14 protein-coding genes are annotated in these 16,931 nt (G+C 37.7%); 10 read left to right on the top strand and 4 right to left on the bottom strand.

Annotated features, from left to right (window positions below; translation table 11 throughout):
- The first annotated feature begins 62 nt into the window (after window positions 1-62).
- Window positions 63-959: an SUMF1/EgtB/PvdO family nonheme iron enzyme gene (locus AC6JA8_RS17970; protein ID WP_497975034.1), complete on the top strand. Its 897-nt coding sequence runs from the start codon at window positions 63-65 to the stop codon at window positions 957-959.
- On the opposite strand, the gene AC6JA8_RS17965 is transcribed toward AC6JA8_RS17970, so the two are convergent.
- Window positions 956-1,840 (bottom strand): SGNH/GDSL hydrolase family protein, encoded by an 885-nt coding sequence (locus AC6JA8_RS17965; protein WP_497976892.1) that lies wholly within the window; start codon window positions 1,838-1,840, stop codon window positions 956-958. The two genes, AC6JA8_RS17970 and AC6JA8_RS17965, sit on opposite strands and share 4 nt — an antisense overlap.
- 250 nt (window positions 1,841-2,090) lie before the next feature.
- Between AC6JA8_RS17965 and AC6JA8_RS17960 the strand changes: the two genes are divergently transcribed.
- Together AC6JA8_RS17960 and AC6JA8_RS17955 are read left to right on the top strand one after the other, a co-directional pair.
- Window positions 2,091-3,506 (top strand): glycosyltransferase family protein, encoded by a 1,416-nt coding sequence (locus tag AC6JA8_RS17960; protein ID WP_497975033.1) that lies wholly within the window; start codon window positions 2,091-2,093, stop codon window positions 3,504-3,506.
- Window positions 3,490-4,707: a hypothetical protein gene (locus AC6JA8_RS17955; protein WP_497975032.1), complete on the top strand. Its 1,218-nt coding sequence runs from the start codon at window positions 3,490-3,492 to the stop codon at window positions 4,705-4,707. Before AC6JA8_RS17960 ends, AC6JA8_RS17955 begins: the two co-directional genes overlap by 17 nt.
- Before the next feature lie 2 nt (window positions 4,708-4,709).
- Here the strand turns inward: AC6JA8_RS17955 and AC6JA8_RS17950 are convergent, their stop codons facing one another.
- Window positions 4,710-5,951, bottom strand: a complete 1,242-nt coding sequence (locus tag AC6JA8_RS17950; protein WP_497975031.1) for a hypothetical protein — start codon at window positions 5,949-5,951, stop codon at window positions 4,710-4,712.
- A gap of 102 nt (window positions 5,952-6,053) precedes the next feature.
- Here AC6JA8_RS17950 and AC6JA8_RS17945 point away from each other — a divergent pair, with 102 nt between their 5' ends.
- The 4 genes from AC6JA8_RS17945 (at window position 6,054) to AC6JA8_RS17930 (ending at window position 11,249) form a co-directional block, all read left to right on the top strand.
- Window positions 6,054-7,673: a hypothetical protein gene (locus AC6JA8_RS17945; protein WP_497975030.1), complete on the top strand. Its 1,620-nt coding sequence runs from the start codon at window positions 6,054-6,056 to the stop codon at window positions 7,671-7,673.
- The gene (locus tag AC6JA8_RS17940) at window positions 7,673-8,965 is read left to right on the top strand and encodes a PulJ/GspJ family protein (RefSeq protein WP_497975029.1); all 1,293 of its coding nucleotides are present in this window, start codon (window positions 7,673-7,675) and stop codon (window positions 8,963-8,965) included. The genes AC6JA8_RS17945 and AC6JA8_RS17940 overlap by 1 nt, the downstream gene beginning before the upstream one ends.
- A gap of 528 nt (window positions 8,966-9,493) precedes the next feature.
- Entirely contained in the window at window positions 9,494-10,222 is a 729-nt protein-coding gene (locus AC6JA8_RS17935; protein ID WP_497975028.1) for a hypothetical protein, read from the top strand.
- Window positions 10,223-10,226: 4 nt separating this feature from the next.
- Window positions 10,227-11,249, top strand: coding sequence for a hypothetical protein (locus tag AC6JA8_RS17930; protein WP_497975027.1), 1,023 nt, complete (start codon window positions 10,227-10,229; stop codon window positions 11,247-11,249).
- Here the strand turns inward: AC6JA8_RS17930 and AC6JA8_RS17925 are convergent, their stop codons facing one another.
- Complete coding sequence (locus AC6JA8_RS17925; protein WP_497975026.1) at window positions 11,250-11,873, bottom strand: class I SAM-dependent methyltransferase; 624 nt, start codon at window positions 11,871-11,873, stop codon at window positions 11,250-11,252.
- 83 nt (window positions 11,874-11,956) lie between these two features.
- Here AC6JA8_RS17925 and AC6JA8_RS17920 point away from each other — a divergent pair, with 83 nt between their 5' ends.
- The 3 genes from AC6JA8_RS17920 to AC6JA8_RS17910 are packed head-to-tail and all read left to right on the top strand — an operon-like array spanning window position 11,957 to window position 15,434.
- A complete protein-coding gene (locus tag AC6JA8_RS17920; protein ID WP_497975025.1) occupies window positions 11,957-12,943 on the top strand; it encodes a glycosyltransferase family 2 protein in 987 nt (328 codons plus the stop codon).
- The gene (locus AC6JA8_RS17915; protein WP_497975024.1) at window positions 12,940-14,082 is read left to right on the top strand and encodes a glycosyltransferase family 2 protein; all 1,143 of its coding nucleotides are present in this window, start codon (window positions 12,940-12,942) and stop codon (window positions 14,080-14,082) included. Before AC6JA8_RS17920 ends, AC6JA8_RS17915 begins: the two co-directional genes overlap by 4 nt.
- Window positions 14,082-15,434: an ArnT family glycosyltransferase gene (locus tag AC6JA8_RS17910; protein WP_497975023.1), complete on the top strand. Its 1,353-nt coding sequence runs from the start codon at window positions 14,082-14,084 to the stop codon at window positions 15,432-15,434. Before AC6JA8_RS17915 ends, AC6JA8_RS17910 begins: the two co-directional genes overlap by 1 nt.
- On the opposite strand, the gene AC6JA8_RS17905 is transcribed toward AC6JA8_RS17910, so the two are convergent.
- Complete coding sequence (locus tag AC6JA8_RS17905) at window positions 15,429-16,844, bottom strand: NAD(P)/FAD-dependent oxidoreductase (protein ID WP_497975022.1); 1,416 nt, start codon at window positions 16,842-16,844, stop codon at window positions 15,429-15,431. The two genes, AC6JA8_RS17910 and AC6JA8_RS17905, sit on opposite strands and share 6 nt — an antisense overlap.
- Between the last annotated feature and the right edge of the window lie 87 nt (window positions 16,845-16,931).

Genomic DNA, 16,931 nt, shown 5'->3' with positions numbered 1-16,931 from the left:
CAATTAATTCAATTTAATGTATACTATTAATGATTTTCAACAATATTGCCACGCAGGGTATTATGAGTAAAAAAACAATTACTATTACTTCTATTATCATTGTTTTGATCGTCGTCATCGCAAGCGCATACTTCTTTTACTTCAACCCACAGGTTTGCCCTGCCGGATACGTTGAATTCGACGGCGCACTTTCAAGAGTCTGTGTTGCTAAATACGAAATGAGAAAAGGGGCCAATGGCCAGGCCGTCTCTCAACCCCAAGGCCTTCCTTGGACAATGGTCAAACTTAAAGAAGCTATTGCTGCTTGCCAAAAAAATGGCGATAGATACGATCTGATCTCAAACGAAATCTGGACTCTAGTGGCAAGAGATATTGCTTCAGTTCCTGAAAACTGGAGTTCTGGGGCCGAGTATGTTGGTAGGCTAAATGTTGGGCATGCAAATAAATCACCTAACGCGCCATTAGCAGCTAGTACTAATGATCAGGACGCTTGTTTTGGCTTAACTGAAAAATGCTCTCAATCAGTGTGGAGCTTTTTTAGAAGGACTCACGTTCTTCCAAACAATGTCATTCTATGGGATTTTTCGGGGAACGTTGCCGAATGGATTAAGGATACTTCGCCACTATTAAATACAGACAACCATGTTGCCTTCAGTTTAGTTAAATTCAACAATCCTCCTTTCTCACGTTTTGGACCAACTACTAATTGTGACAACCCGGAACTTTCTAATATGTTCTGTGGTTTTGGTGCTTTTAAAAATGCGAAAGTGGCCCATAAAAATGGGATCTGCAGAGGTGGTCACTGGGAGCAGGGAAGTCCGGATGTTTCTGGAGTTTTTGCTACGGCGATTAACTTAAATATTTGGGATAGAGATAAGCATCTAGGGTTTAGATGTGTGTATAGGCCGCTGGAAGGGATTACTTCTGTGCGTGATTTGATTACTAGGTTAAGAAATTAATTTTTCTGCTGAATGAGTTTTGTAATTTCATCGGCGATTAACTTATGGCCTTTAGCTGAAGGGTGGACTGGATCGTAGAAGTTTTCCTTTGCATTCTTATTCACTAGAATAGAGTAAGCATCAATGACTTTCACTTGATTTTTTTCAGCAAATTTTTCTAACAATTTATTTAGTTCAAGAACTTTTTGATTGATGCTAAAAGGCTCAAGACTTTTAGCAATTTTAAGTTTTTCATGAGCTGCTTTACATTGGCCCTTAGAAGCAAAAATGCTAACTTCTTTATAAGCTTTATTTATTTTTTCATCAGTAAAAGCCTGGTCGGGATGAGCGAGATAGAATGGAGTATTGACAATAAAAGGCGTTATGTTTTTTTGCTCCATTTCGATTATTATTTTTTGCAGAATTTTTTCATAGTCATGCCATTCGACTCTTTGAGGAAATTTCATAAGTTGATCACATTTAAAGGTGTGCGAAAGTTGGCGGGTTACTAGTGATAGAACAATGATAAAGTTTGAAGGAAGTTTGGCTTTATCCATCTTGAGAGCATGTGGCTCAATGTTGAAAAATTCTTTATCGTTGATAGGGTCGGAATCAAAAAAACGAAATTTATCAAGATCGTTAACACCATAAGATATGATGGCATATTTAGGAGAGATTTTTCCTTTAATCAGATCCCAAACTCGTGAGCCTTGAGCAATCGAATGTCCAATTCCTGAAGCGTTTAATGATAGAAGTCCCATTTTTTTGGCACTTAGTGAAGTATAGGTTTCTTCATTTCTCACTCCCCAGCCAAAGGCTGAAGATGGTCCCAAAGTTAACAGTTCAGCGTTTCCTTGAATTAAATGATCCTTATCAATTCGAAACCCCTGGTCATTTGTCATCAAAATTTGTCCTTCAAATTTTGAATCCAGATTGTATTTTTGCATCCATCCCAAGAGAGCATCGTATTGGAGTATTCTTCTAGCACGATAAAGCGGATTAGGTGAGTTGTACAAAAAAGCGTAGCAGGTGATTTCTACTATAAAAAAGCAAATAAAAAACTGAGTTAGCAGAAAAAGAATTTTTTTAAATATCTTCATTTGTTATAATCATAGGAGAAAGGGAATTTAAGTTCAATTACAGAATGGAGAAATGATGCTTGCTAGAGAAAATAGACGGACCGTTTATGTGTCAGCACTCCTGATCATTTTCTTTCTTGTTGGACTGGTTTTGTATGCACCTGTTTTGCATGGCCAACCTCTTTGGGATGATTGGTTTTTTATTTTTAAGTCTTGGACACTAAACCATGCATCCCCATTTGATTTTTGGAAGTGGGGAGAGTTCAGACGATCATGGCCTGTTTTTTATTCAATCCTGTCTGTCATGTTAAAGATATGGAAAGAAGATGTTTTCTATTACCATCTTTTTAGCTTGACCTTACATGCATTGAATACCTTCCTTTTTTATAAAATATTACAAAAATTGGGACGTGGATATTCACTATTACTCAGTGCCATTTATCTGGTGCACCCACTCCATTTTTTTACGATTGTCTGGATTGTCCAGCTAAAAACCTTGTTGGCGTCTTTCTTTTTTCTGCTTTCTCTGAATCTATACATTAAAGAACAAAGGACTCTAATTAGTTATATAGCCTCTATTGTTTTCTTTGCCTTTTCTTTGCTCTCTAAGTCTGTATTTGCTCCTTTGATAATCTTGATGCCATTTTTAAAAAAAGAAAGGGTTCGATTGATCCCTTTTATGGTTATTGGCCTATATTCGATCGGACTCACAGCGTGGTCTAGTTTTTTAAGTCGCCTGTTGGCTTTAGTTCCTCGTACTTTTTTGGCGGAAGCTTATGCGCTGGAAAAAGCATCAAACTTAATATCTAATTCATCATCGTTGAGTGAGAAGTGGAATGACTTAGTTCTAGCGGCAGTTAATTTCTCCAAATATCTCGCTTACACTGTCTATCCTTGGGATAATCTATTGGTTCACCCGAGTACGCAGGTCGATGGATCTATTTGGCAACTTGTAGGTGTGTACCTCTCCTTTTTTGTATTGGCATTTATCCTAATGACTTTATATCGAAAAAAAGATTTTGTAGGATTGACTGGAATTATTTTTTTCATAATTTCTTTAGTGCCTTTATGTGGAATGATTCCTATTCCTATTTTTCATTACTCAAACTTTGTTGAATATTGGCTAAGCGTTCCATTCCTAGGATTATTGTTGGCCTTGTCGAGATTTGAAACAAAACTCAATTGGGTGTTGTTCGGATGTGCGATGGTCGTTTTCTATACGGGAATAACTTTTACTTCTGCTAGAAAACAGAGTGGAGCGGTTCAAATGATTACCAGGTCTATGGAAAAATCACCAGATAATGAGTTAATTGAACTTATTTTGGCAAAACATTATTTTCACACAAAGGAGTACGCCAAATCCAACAGTATTCTTATCAAGGTAAAAAAACGTCAAATGTATATGGAAAATAAAGACAAGATTGAAGTCGATATTCAAGAGAACTTGAAAGGAATGAGAGGAGAAAAGGTTAATGAGTACACATTATAAAAAGAATGTCCTGCCCCTGTTTTTCTTTTCAGTTTTAATCTATGTTGGTGTTTATTTCTCCGATTTTTCTGGCAGTTTCGGAGCGAGCAATTGGTATGTTTTAGTGACTCATCTACTTCTAACTTTAAATGCCTGCTTATTAGGGTTTGTTGTGAAAAGCTTTTCAGGGGAAGAGCGCCTGGCTTTTTTGCTTGGATTGATTTATTTGATTCTTCCTTTAAATTTAGAAATTTTCTATTTTCCTTCTCAAATCCAGTTTCTAGTTGCTGATACTTTTGTTCTTTTAGGTTTGCTTGCTTTTATTAAAAAGAAAATGAGTTTATCCACTGGATTAGTCTTATTGGCTGCAGCTCTTAATGTTAAAGGAGCATTATTTTTAATTCTTTTACTTGTAAGAAAGGAGACTAGTTTTTCTCAGCGTGTTTATCTAACAGGAGCACTGCTCATCATCCTAATGTTTTCTATTAATACAATGATCGAACCATCATATTCTCTTCAAGATAACTATTATCGCTTTGCTTTTACTTTAGAAAATTCAGTATTCCCGGTTAATCTGAGCCTCTTTAATTTGGGTGTTCTTTATCCTGGGTACTATTCGTCAAATATTCATTGGTATATTGGATCACTTGCTTGTGCCGGCCTGTTATATTTTGTTTACAAAAAATCAATCAGCTCTTTAATCTTTTTCGTGTTATTTGCTGGAGCCGCTTTACCTGTAAAGTATATCTCTTTCCCTTTTGGAGAAAGTTACTTTTTTTACCCCAGGGTGAATGGAGCTATTATTTGGGGGCTCATTTTCTTGCTTTTTTCTTTAATGATGAAATTTAAGAATGCCAAGTATGCAAACCACATTCTGACATGTTTTGTGGTACTCTTGGGAGTGGCCAATCTTTCATTCCAATACTCTTTTTTGAACTTTAATCAGTCTTGGGAAAAGGCTATGAATGAGCTTCCCGAAAATATCAATTACGAGTTTTTGGTCAAAACGGATTATGCACAATCGCTGATCAATGCCAGAGAATTTAATAAGGCTAGAGTGGTGCTAGAAAATATTAAAGAAAAATTTAGAGTAATGAAAATTTATGATTTACTCCTGGCTGTCTATGTAAATCAAAATGACCCTGCTGGAATTGATACTTTACGTAGAGAAATTATGTACTACAAAATTAATGAGCAGTCAGCGTCTCCAGAGACTAAGTAACTTTAAAAGTTTAAAGTTTTACAGCTGGGAGTTACTGTTGAGAATGAAGTTACGAAACCGTAAGTACCAGCGCAATCTTTATATTTGTTGTAGTATTCACAGGCAAGAGGATTCGAGGCACTGTTCGGATCTAGGTCTCTTGCATAGTAACTCGTGGTGCAGTATGCATCTCTATACTTTATGTACTCACAGGTAACAACTGTTCCCGTAGCATTAATATACTTAACATATTGACCACTAGGACAAGGCGTTTGACGGTTGTAGCAAGTTGGGACCCCTGATGCATTCATTCTATTGTAAAGTTGATTTGTACCACACCCTTGTGAACATGAAATCTTATCAGCGTCTGCTGAGTTTTTGACCATCATCGCATCAGTGCATCCGCCATTTTCTGGAACCTCACATGTCGGTGTACTGTTGTTAATTAATCTAAAAACTTGCTGAACTGGAGTGGTGGGACATACATTAACATAAGCAGCACATGAGTTTTCCAATAAATTTTCTGCACCTAAAGTATAGGTAGGGGTTTTTCCAGTAATAGTCATCCCGTTAAAAACTTGACCTGTTCCACAGACTCCTTCTTTGACGTTGTTTACACATTCCGCGATTGAAGTAGAGCTGCGCAGGTAAGCAGTAGGTGTTGGGTTTGTGGTTGTATCAACTTTACAAGTGGCCTGCATAGCTTTTTCAATAGCAGTTGAACTTGCTGTTCTATCTTCATCTGGAACGGCATAACATCTGGAGATATTTCCAGAGCCATCAACCTGGATAAAGAGAGGAACTTTAGCTGTTGCTGTACGCTTGGGAAGATTTCCTTTGTTAAGAGTCGCATTTTTGGCCAGAGAATAATTAACCATAAGTGAGTAGCGAAGCTCGTTGCTAACAGCATTGGGGTCGGCAATTAAGTAATAATTTGCAACAGTATAATGGTCTTGACCGTAGGATTTTCCAACCTCTAGGAAGTTGACTCCAGGGGTACCTCTTTTGAGCGAGAATGAAATTGGCGTGGTTAATGAGACTAATGATCTTCCTTTGAAGTTATCATCAGAACATACTTTTAAATCAGCAAGAAAAGCCGCGATTCTTGCTTGTTCAGATTGTTCAGAAATTTCAGATTTTGCAAAAGATGCATCTCTTGTTGAGTTTTTATTCATCTCATAAAAGTAATATGTATTAGCAAGAATAATGGCAGCTGCGCCAATCACTAGAGGAAGGGATACACCTTTCTGATCTAATTTAAACATCTTTAATCTCATAATTATGCAAAATATATTTTTATATATAGAGATATTAGATCATAATATACCTTAGTAAGGATAAATTATTTAAATAAAAGGTCTATATTTATGGGGAAAAAATCATTTAACTCATTAGAATTTTTATGCAAGTTGAAATCTTCGGGGTTTGGGTTAGTCGAAACCGCAGTTTCAGTTGGCATCATTGGGGTTATCGTTTGGGGTTTAATTAGCCAACAAAGGTTGTCAACTAAAGGGATTTTAAACTCATCCTCAGAGACTGAGATTAATAATGTTACCAAGAGAGTTTTTGGAGAAGTAGGGCTTCTTTCAGTTTGTTCTCTTCCTGAGAACTTTGGAAATAAGGCCGTTGCAAGGACGTTGACTTCTCTTCAAAATACGTCCGGAGCGCTGACTACTGCTAATACTATTATTAAGGTGGGAGATATTTATGGTAAGGGCGCAGGGCAAGTTCAAATTTCTAAATTAGAAAGTTATTATAGAACCGGGGAGACTGGAAGTCAGACGGAAATGGTTCTTGCTATTTACTTTCAAAAAAATGACCAAAACCTTCTTTCAAAGTTTACAACTCCTGCGGTAAAAAGAGAAATTCCTCTCAATATTATTGTCGATACTGCAGTTACTCCTAATGTCGTGACAAGCTGTTATGGAAATTACGACCTGATTGTCAAAACAGCAATTGAGCTTGCGTGTGTTGGTCGAGGTGCCTTTTACGATGCGACAGTGAATCTTCCTTATGGAGAGTGCAAGCACAATCATACAAATACTGTAAACCCATGTACGAATGGAATGTTCTTAAAGCGTATGGATTCTCCTGCAACTGGAGCAGTGGGGAGCGAAAAAGCATCCGGGGCTGTCACTTATACATGTGCCAGTTTAGAAAATGCTTGTCCTAATAATAAATTTATTACTGGCTTTAATTCAGATGGAAGTGTCATCTGTGATCTCGCATACAAAGAGTGTGCACCGGGAAGTATTCTTTACAAGTTAGCGAGTGGCCAATTTGTATGCTCAACACTGAATTGTCCAGGAGTAACAGCTTTCTCTGGAAAATTTGATCCGACAACAGGGGTTCCTATTTGTAATAGAATTCCTACTGCTAAAACTTGTGATCCTGGAAACTTTGCAAATATTTATAATACTGATGGATCGGTTGAATGTAATTCTGCAACTGTTATGGCATGGACATGTAAGCTCAATGAGTTTGTTTCAGGAATTGGAGCAGATGGATATCCGATTTGTACTCCTTTTATTCAGCTTCCCGCAAGTTGTCCAGGGGGACAAGCTATTTCTGGAGTGAATTCAGATGGAAGCATTAGATGTAAGCCTATACAGCGTCAGCTTTCTTGTAATGGAGCGACTCCAGCTGGTGCGAATGGGTATCACACTTACGCTCAGTGTGGAACAGTAAAAAATCCGGGAACTGCAAGTAGTCATTGCGAGTTTTCTGGATCAACTTGTCCCGCTGGTTGGACAAGATGTAACTTAAATGGGTATCAAACAGCGGTTTCATGTCTTGATACTAGTAACACTTATTATTGTGATGGTTATAGACAATGGAGAACGGCAGGGACTACTGGTTATCAAGATGCTAATGTGGCCTCGACAACGTGTTATCAGCAGACAGGTGCACCTAATACAAATAAAGCTTGCTCGTTAGTTGCAACACATACAATAACCTCACAACAAAATACAGTGGGATGTTTCTAATGAAAAAATTAGTTAAAAATATTTCAGGGTTTACTTTGGTTGAGACCCTTATTGCTGCTGGAGTCGCAGGAGCGATTGGTTTAATTGTTGTAACAATGATGTCGAACTCAAGAAAAATGGTTAATACAACATTGGTTGCATCAGAGTCTTCATTTTTAAAAAATCAAGTAATAGCCTATGTTTCGACTCCTGAAATTTGTATGAGAAATTTTAATGGAAAAACAATTGGAACAGTAGCATCGCCAACATCATATACTGCTTTATCAAGAAGACTTCCCAATAATACAATCTCGAATTTTTTAGAAGTAAATAAATCTTACGGGCAAGCAAAAAATGCAGCAGGTGGATCAGATTTATTGACGGTTAGAAGTATTGCAACTTCTCTTTCACCAGATAAAGCAAACATTATGAATCTGACAGTCAAATACGACATTCTTAATACTGTAAAGCAAAACAATAATAAAACATCAGACAGTTTTACGATTGAAATTTTTATCGGAAAAGACGAAGCGACAAAAACACTTGTCACTTCATGTTTTACAGATACGGCTAAGATGATTAGGGATGCGGTAAGAGCGAGCTGTAAACCAGATGCAGGTGGAACCGTAACATACAATCCTGATGTCATGCCATATGGCGAGTGTATGCACCATCGAATCGTTGTAAAAAATGCAGCAGGTAATGTCGTGCCTACGGCCACTTTGCCTGCCCAAACTTTATGTCCACCAAATCAATTCTTGGCAGAAGTTGTGATTGCCCCCGGAACAACGTCGTCAACATCGACAACGCCTGGAACGATTACTTACCAATGTAAGACATTAACCTTAAATGCACCATGTGCAGCGGGTAGCTTTTTAAAAGGTATTGATCCTAATGGGAATTCTATTTGCGTGTCTTTAGCCTCTATTGTTGATCCGATGCCAGATGGATTTATTATCACGACAACCACTGGAGGGTATGTTGCTGCAGATTTAAACTGCGATACGGATTATGTTTTAAAATCGTATAGTAGTTCTGGAAAAGTATGTGTGCCAAAAACCATTACTCAAAACTGTCCAGCTCCTAATCAGTATGTTACAGAAGTCAGAGCAGATGGTTCTGTTGTATGTTCTTCATTTCCAAAACGAGCGACAGCTTGTCCGAGCGGCCAGTATATTAAGCAAGTTAATGCTGACGGGTCAATTGCTGCTTGCGGTACTCCAGTGCTTCCTGCAGCGACTTGTGCAGATCAGCGCTATGTTATGACGGCCATTGATTCGAATGGAAACCCAACCTGTACTCCAACTTACTAAGTAATGGGGAGGCGGCTTTTTTTCATCTATATTAGCCTGGCCATTACAATACGCTTGGCCTGGGTTTGGTTTTACCCTTTTATAGTGGATGAATTAAATGTCTGGAACGTGTTTCATGATGCCCATGGCTTCTTGAGTTTTTGGCGTAATTTTATAAAATACGACACTCATCAGCCGATTTTCTATTTATTTTGGTATCCGCTTTTTAATAGCTTTTGGGGACAGTTTGTTCTAAGACTTCCTTCCGTTGTTTCTTTTGTAGGATCAATTTGGATCTGGAATAAGCTTTTTCCTTATGGCGATGAGAAGAATCAAGTTCCTTGGGGACTTTTTCTGTTTTCCCCATTTCTTCTTATGTATTCTTCTTTCTTTCTTCCTTATTCATTTCTCATTTTCTTTTCTTTATTAAATTATTGGGCTTTTTTATCTTGGGAAAAAACTCAGCAAAAAAAGGAATTGGGATTATTTATTTTATCCAGTCTTCTTCTTATTTTTACTCACTATTACGGAGCCCTGCAGGCGCTTTTGATGACTGCCTATCTAATTTATGGAAGCAAAAGAGTGGTGGTGAAGGCAGGGTTTTTAGGAATACTTTTTGTTTTATTCGGAGCTCTCGTCTTTTTTAGTGATTTTCTAAATGATTTCGGAGCAGTTCATACATACAGAAAAGTACCAACGCTATTTAATGTTTTAGGGTCCATTAACTTGCTCAATGGAGGGCGGTACTTATCAATTCTTTTATTAGTCTTATTTGTCATTAAACAAAAATGGAAGAATCTTTTTTCCAGAGAAGTCTTGTTTATTTTTGTTGTTTTGGCGATTGCCTACGGTAAATCAAAATATATTTCACCATCATTTGAAGCTAGGTATTTGTTAATTTTAATTTATCCACTATACAGATTATTTGTTGGATTTGAGATTCGTTATATTGTTCCCATTTTCACTATCGTTGGAGTTTTTTCACTTTATCAGCTTCAAAATACCTTCGGCGCTTCTTTCGTCACTAAATACGAACAAGTCCCTCGCACAAACGAAGGCGTAGGTCTTTTCATCACCCCATGCCCAAAATTCTACTTCCCAAGTAGCAACTACCTCTGCAAAGACTACTATCAAAACTACGAACAAATGACCGCCGGAGCAAATCAGTTTATCGTTCACAAAGACCATTATTTTTTCTTTAAACGCCTGGTTCGCAACTCAGAGTGCGAAAGAATGCAAGAGCCTGGCTTGTATAGCTGTAGATTGCAGGTAAAATAGTTCTATGATGCTAAAGTCGCTCATTCTTTTTATTTTCATTTCAATGAATGCCATGGCCGAAAAGCCTTCCTATGTCCATAAGATGGTTACAACTCTTCCCAACGGAAGACAATTTAAAGATGAAGCCAGAGTTTTTATTGGGCCTAAATTTAATTTCTATGAGTACAAAAGATTAAAGCTCAATATTGGCTGGGTTTATTCAATTAGTTCGCGCATCGAGCACATTAAAGAAGAGGTAAATGGTCCAGGCCGTATTGATGTTTTTTACAATATTAATGAATATGGGCAGCGTGTGATTCCACCTCCAAAAGAGCTGCGAAAAAAGCATCTTATCATTGCAGGGGATTCAAATACTTTTGGTATTGGAAATAAAGATGAAGACACTGTTACTTTTCAAATGGGACAAGCTCATCCTGATTACGAGACTTACAATTACGGACATGGTGGAGGGGCCCCGAATAATACATTGGCCTTGATGGAAAATTATCCGTGGGAAAAAACTATCAGACAGCCTGAAGGGATGATGATTTATATCTTTTATCCTCAATGGATGACTGTCAGAGTAATGGGGACCAAGGAGTTTATTAAGTGGGATGGTGGATTGAGCCCATGGTATGAGCTTGATTCAAATGACCAAGCGAAACGAAGAGGATACTTCAATAAGAGATGGTTATCTAAAGTTCTGCGAATTATTGATTCTATTGATAGATTTCATTGGATAGGAGACCTGCCTAAAGTGGGAGCAAGTGACTTCAAGTTAATCTCTAGAATCTTTCTTAAAATGAAAGAAGAGTACATGAAGAAATTTCCCAAAGGGCGATTCGTCGTCGCGATTAGCGATTACAACTTGATGAGGCCAATCTGGTCTAAAGACCTAATGAGATATCTGGCCGAAGATAAGATAGAGTTTGTTGAAATTCATAAAGGACTAATGGACGTTAAAAAATTTCATTTACCTGATTATCACTTCAATGCTTTAGGTAATAAATACGTTGTAGAGGAATTATCCAAAACGATAAAGTTCTAGTTATTTTTTTCCAATCACCATAAAGCGGTCATAAAGAGAAAAGGCCTTTGTTCCCGTATAATAAATTTCAGATAATCCTAAAAGCTTTTCCAATTCTTCGCTAGAGTTCACGCAATTGACATGTCCAGGAATCTTGTGACCATTATTGTTTTGGGCCACGACAAAAGTTCCTTTCGGAAGATTATCTGACCAGGCCTTCAAATTTAAAATATGCTCTGTCGATGTATTCACCACACACTGATAGCTGCGATAGTCTAGGTCAAACATATCCATGGTGAAGGCCTTACCTCTGTCCAGGTCCAATGTTAGGCGCGCGATGGTCGTGGCGTTCGGATCAATATCGACAGTGTCAGCAGTGATGCGTTTGTCCGATTCATTGAGGGCGCGGGCCAGGATACCAATCCAACCACCAACAACGATGGTTTTAAGATTATCAAGGTGTGGGTTGTTTTTAAATATTTGCTTAAATTCGCTAAGAAGCCACATTTTACTTTCAAGCTGGCCTTTAGATAAAACGTCTCTGATTTCTTCTTTTTTAATAAGCTCAAAACACTGTGGATCATACAGTGCATTTGTGAAGTGAATGATGGCCGACATCATAGGGGCCAGAGGCTCTTTTTCCATGCTAGTCATTTTGACACTCAAAGCTGTTATGGTAAAGTATCTAGGAACTATCATTCAATTTGTAATGTCATTTGGCAAGGTTCATGAGTCTTTCAATATCGGTGATTATTCCTGCTTACAACGCTGAGAAAACGCTCGGAGAGTGTTTAAAGTCCGTTGCTTCAGCTGTTGGAGAAATGGATGAAATCATTGTTGTCGATGATTGCTCGAATGACTCAACTGTCTCTATTGCTCAATCCTTTAAGTGCCACCTGGTTAGGCTAAGTGAGAATCAAGGCGCAGCCAATGCTCGCAACGAAGGAGCGGGATCGGCCAAAAATGATCTTTATCTTTTTGTCGACTCAGATGTTTTGATTACAAAAGATAATGTGGAAAACATCAGAAAATATTTTGAGAAATTCAGAAGCTGTCATACGGTCACACTTAATGTGAATCCAAGTGCAGGCCACAATAATTTTTTTAGCGAATATAAAAATCTTTATATGAACCATATTATTAGCATGGGACACGACGATGTGAACTATGTGTATGGTTCTTGTTGTGCAACCAGAGCAAGCGGCTATATCCCATGGCCAACTCATTTGCGTTTAACAGAAGACTCTCTTTGGGGGTATTTACAAAAGACTCAAGGGCACAGTATTCACTGTTTAAAATATGTCAGTGTGACTCATTTAAAAAACTATTCATTTTATACGCTTGTAAAAAATGATTTTCTTATCTCATCTTATTTCGCTAGAGCTTTCTGGGGATTTAAAAGATGGAATACTCTCTACACTCGTGAAAATTTTGGACATACTTCTAAAACTCAAATTGCCAGTGTGTTTTTAGCTGTAGTTATGACTTTGATGTTTTTTATTATGCCGGAAATGACTCCCTTCTTAGTGATTGCCTGGTTTCTTTTAAATAAGGACTTATTTTTTTCATTAAAAGAAAAAAAAAGGATGTGGTTTTTTATTCAATCTGTCGTCTGGACTTTTTTTGACCACCTAATCTATTTCTGCGGTATTTTTCATGGAAGCTTGCTTTCAACCGGAGAAAAAGAAAAAGTGTTTGAGAGAGAATTGACATGAAGTTTATTAGTGTCATTGTTCCGGCCTACAATGCCCAAAAAACGATTCATAAATGTATTTCATCGCTTGTTAATGCTGATTACGATAAAAAATCATATGAGATTATTGTCGTTGATAATAACTCAACAGATAAGACTGCAGAGATCATTAAGTCTTTTCCTGAAGTGACTTATGTTAAAGAAACTACTCAGGGAAGAAGTTATGCCAGAAATACAGGGGCAAGGATTGCAAAAGGAGAGCTTCTCGCTTTTATAGATTCAGATGTCTTTATCGAAGCTGGGTGGCTAAAACACCTGTCAGCTGGTTTTAGTAAAGACTATGTTGGTGGAGGACAGGGAAGGATTATTCCTTGTGATCAAGACGGTCAGCTTTCTTTAAACCGCTTTCGTATTCGCCAACAAACAGAATCGACAAGTGGGACAAATATCATTCTCCGTTTGATGTATATTGAAAGTCCGATGGTAAATTCAGCGGCGTGTATGTACCGTAAAGAAGCTTTCCATTTTGTTGGTGGCTTTGACGTTCTTTTAGAAAGGCATGAAGACATCGACCTTTCAAAACGAGTCAGTCTAGCTGGTTATGACTTAACAGCACAAACTCAGGCCGTTGCCCATGTCGAATATCATGGGGAAGGATGGGGTTCGTATTTTATGCGCTCTCTGTCTGAAGGTTACACAAAACAGAGTTACAATAAAAAATGGCAGCAGTATTTTACCACTCTAAATCACAACGAGGCTCCTGAAGGGCCAGTAAAAAAGCCACTTATTCCAGATTCTATCCGTTTAAACTATTACCTGGTTAAGGATGAAATTGTTTTCAACGTCATTCGTTCACTTATTAAATGGGACAGTTATTATTTTCTAAAGGCGATTAATTCAACTTTTAAAGCGACAGGAAGAGCTCTAGGGATTTTAAAAAACGACTATAGGGGACGCTTCGAGCCTCGCTATCAGCAAAATGTCCTGAATAAATCTATTGTTTTTCAAAATAACCAGAAGATTAATCTGGATACAAATTTGCGCTTTATTAATCAAGACAATGAAATCCTCTATGTGATGAACATCGAGAAAAATGATTTTTTAAAGTTTAACAATTTTAAAGCACTAAACGGAATCTTAGATCAGAGAACGATTCAGTAATGAACGAAAAAAAAGCAGAATTAAATATTCTTTGGATTTTATTGATGGGGACTCTCGTCCTTCATGTTTATATCTTCAACAAAATTCCCCTGCAGTATGATGAACTCCTGATGTATGACATCATCTCGCAGTTTCCCTATAAGCTTTTAACTGAATTGCTTTTAACTTTTGAAATCCAGATGCCTCTTCCATATTATTTAGCTAAAAAGATTTTTGAAATGTTTGGAGACAATTCAGGAATTCTTCGTTTACCTTCACTTCTTTTTACTATGGGCCTGAGTTTTTTTTACTATAAACTGGCGCGCCTGAGTTTTAATCGCAACAATGCTTTAAAAGCAGTTTGTTTAATGATGCTGGCACATCCGTTACTGCTTTTTTCGGGCTCAATGAGACCTTATGCGATGATGGTCTTTTTTCAGGTTGTCGTGCTTTATAACTTTAAAAAAGACCCTGTTCCTTGTTTTGATCGCAGTTCGTTGGAAATTGTTAAGACATCTTTAGCTCTTTTACTTCTTGCCCTCTCACATCCGCTAGGAGTCGTGTTTTCTTTTGTTTTTCTAGGGCATCATCTCTTTTCTTCGCGTGAGCACCGCAAATATTTTTATCGCTACATTGGGATTTTTTTAGTCGCACTGGCCCTCTACGTAGAATACCGTTTTAAAGGTGTGATGCTGATCTTAAATAGTGGAAGAAACTTACTAAGCATTGTTGATTACTTAAGGAAACTATCATTCATTTTTTCAGGAGGGGTATTTTCTCTTTGGATCTTGATCTTGAGTGGGACTTATCTCTATAAAAAGAAAAACTTTAAAGGGCTTGACCGCGACTATGTCCAAATCTTCTTTTGGACGGCTGGAATAGGAGCTTTCCTTCTTCTCTTTTTCCCGGAATACGCTTACCCAAGACATTTGCTTTTAACCCTGCCTTTGATTCCGTTAATGATTATTTCGATGCTCGACGATGCTTTTGAAGAGATGAATATTCAAAATGTCTTTTTTGGTCTGGCCATGGTCATTTTGATTTATAAAAGTTTCATCAAGGAAGACATTCAACACAGACCTTATGAAATTGATTCACAAGGCGTTGCTTTCAAGTCACAGGACTTATCGAAAGAAAAACTGAGTATTATCAATTGTGGCAATTGTCTTTCGTATTACATTAAATCAAGTAAACTTCAGTGCATGAACAGCTTTAACCGTAAAGGTCTAGTGGCCACTGAGGAAATTGTCTTTGTTGATTTTGATTACAGTCGGGCAAAGTGCAAGGTTCGATTTGTAAGTGATTTTTACGATGTGGCTGAGTCTTACCCATACAAAGGTGCCACTGTTTATAAGATGAAACCTAAGCTATAGCTTGATCTCTTCAATGTACTCAGCATCCTGATTCACTTTCCACGGATTAAATTTCTTATGCCCCAGCTTAATATTTTCGCTGGCGAGCATTGCTGTTTTTATAGAATGGTCTTGGTTGTTATAACGGTGAAGCCCACTTCTGCCAATCGGATGAAGATTGCTGAATTGATTTAAGTACTCTTGCACTTGAATCAGTCTTTCCTTGTATGAAAGATCGTAAATCGGATAGGCGTAAGGAGATTTGATTACTTTGTAATCAAGCTCTTCCTGTGAGTATTTTAATCCCAGGATATCAAGTTCCTTTTTAGCTAACTCAAAAAGCTCTTCGTTGGTTAAGTTCCAGAAGTCGTCATCGCGTTGGCAAAAGTACTCAAGTCCATAACAAACGCAGTCTAGTCCAGGAGTCATCGCCGGAGACCAATTGCCATAGTTTTGAATGCGGCCGACTTTCACTCGTGGATCATGAATATAAATCCAGTTATCAGGAAAGTGATTTCTTCCGCGGAACATGATGGCAACTGTGACAAAGCTTCTGTAAGAAAAGCTTTCAACAGCTTTTAAAATATGAGCTGGTGGTTGAGGATTGATTCCTTTAATAAGTTCGCGAAGAGGGGCCGTCGAAATAATATCATCAGCAAGGAGGCTTTCTTCACCATTAGAAAGAGAAACTTTCCACTGAGCATTGATCTGATGAATCGAGTTTACTTTGGCACCCATCACAATAGTGCCACCTAGCGCTTCAACTTCATCGCGAACTTTTTCCCAGAGCATTCCTGGACCTAGTTTAGGGTAATCAAATTCTTCAATTAAACTTTTGATATCGTTATTTTTAATTCTCAAAAGCTGCATAAGAGTTTTTTTAATCAGTGCAGTGATGTTCAGGTTATTGATTCGCTGGACGGCCCAGTCGGAAGAAATTTTTGAACATTCCATTCCCCAGACTTTTTCGGTGTAGGATTGAAAGAAGGCCTGGTAAAGCTTTTGTCCGAAGTTTGAAATAATCCAATTTTCAAAATTATCTTTTCTCTTATGAGGAAACATTTTGACCTTAAAAAAGGAAAGCATAAACCCGGCAGTTTCCAGAGGATTGAGTTTAAAAATCAACTCAGCTGGATTGAGCGGGTAGGAAAGAAATGTTTTTTTATAGAAGATGCGTGAGGTTCTTTTTCTTTTTAAAAGATCATCCTGAAGAATTTTTTCCCAGAAATCACTGACAACTTTTTCTTTGGTAAAAAAGCGGTGCCCGCCAATATCAAAGCGGTAACCATTGTGAAGAACTGTGCGAGAGAGGCCCCCGACATATTCTTTGTCAGATTCATAGACGACAACGTTATGTCCTTCTCGAGCGAGAAGTAACGCGCTCGTAAGCCCAGCAGGCCCGGCCCCTATGATAATGACGGTTTTTTTCATTGAGTTATACTATAATAATCACGTCCATTGCGCTACTTCACCTTTTACTATTTTCGTTGAACTGACCCTCTTTCTCAGATACGATTA

This window comes from Bacteriovorax sp. HI3, from assembly GCF_059738875.1.
This window is presented reverse-complemented; position numbering and strand designations above follow the sequence as displayed.